The organism is Pseudomonas laurentiana, assembly GCF_014648275.1.
Classification (GTDB): Bacteria; Pseudomonadota; Gammaproteobacteria; order Pseudomonadales; family Pseudomonadaceae; genus Aquipseudomonas; species Aquipseudomonas laurentiana.
Genome location: NZ_BMQU01000072.1, coordinates 1 through 1192 on the forward strand (window position 1 = coordinate 1; position 1192 = coordinate 1192).

General features: G+C 54.3%; 1 protein-coding gene. It reads left to right on the forward strand.

The features are described from left to right. The first annotated feature begins 70 nt into the window (after positions 1-70). On the forward strand, positions 71-1048 hold the full coding sequence (locus IE038_RS23855; protein WP_102053913.1) for an IS5 family transposase: 978 nt from the start codon (positions 71-73) through the stop codon (positions 1046-1048). Positions 1049-1192: the final 144 nt, after the last annotated feature.

Here is a 1192-nt window from a genome sequence, read left to right on the forward strand (position 1 = left end):
GGAAACTCTGAAAAAGGCTTCGAGATTTGGTGAAATACCCGCCTCACAGGAATCGAACGGTTGAGTCCCGATGAAACAGATGTCCTTCGCCGATGCTGAGTACGCCGGCAAACGTAAGCAGACCCGCCGTGAGCGCTTCCTGATCGAGATGGATCAGGTCGTGCCCTGGAAGGGCTTGATTGCCTTGATCGAGCCGCATTATCCGAAAGGTGAAGGCGGTCGTCCGGCGTATCCGTTGCTGGCCATGTTGCGGGTTCATCTGATGCAGAACTGGTTCGGCTACAGCGATCCGGCGATGGAAGAATCACTCTATGAAACGACGATTCTGCGCCAGTTCGCGGGGCTGCATCTGGATCGAATTCCCGATGAAACCACGATCCTCAACTTCCGGCGCTTGCTGGAAAAACATGAGTTGGCGGGCGGGATCTTGCAGGTCATCAACGGCTATCTGGGTGACCGTGGCTTGATGCTGCGCCAAGGCACGGTGGTCGATGCGACGATCATTCATGCCCCGAGTTCGACCAAGAACAAGGACGGCAAGCGCGACCCGGAAATGCATCAGACGAAAAAAGGAAATCAGTACTTTTTTGGTATGAAAGCGCACATCGGCGTCGATGCCGAATCCGGCTTGGTGCACAGCCTGGTGGGCACGGCGGCGAATGTGGCGGACGTGACTCAGGTCGATCAGTTGTTGCATGGTGAGGAAACTTACGTGTGCGGCGATGCAGGTTATACCGGTGTGGAGAAGCGTGCTGAGCATCAGAACCGCACGATGATTTGGTCGATTGCCGCGCGTCCCAGCAGCTATAGAAAGCACGGAAAAAAGAGTTTGATCGGGCGTATGCGACGCAAGATCGAATACGCCAAAGCGCAGGTGCGGGCCAAGGTTGAACATCCCTTTCGCGTGATCAAGCTCCAGTTTGGCTACACGAAAGTACGCTTTCGTGGCTTGTCGAAAAACATCGCCCAACAGACAACCTTGTTCGCATTGTCGAACCTGTGGATGGTGCGAAAACGGTTGTTGAATGCGGGAGAGGTGCGTCTGTAATGCGGGCTGATCGCCCTGAAACAGCACGATAAGAGGAAAGAGCCGTGAATTAAAGACAAGAAGGGTCTGTTTTTCGGCCGACTTGGATTTTTTGAACCTCAAGCAGCGAGGGCCTCAAAAATCGGTGGGTACTTCAGACCTTCC

Excerpts from the sequence above, each read along its gene's own strand:
- IE038_RS23855 (WP_102053913.1), top strand. The coding sequence starts at position 71 with ATGAAACAGATGTCCTTCGCCGATGCTGAGTACGCCGGCAAACGTAAG.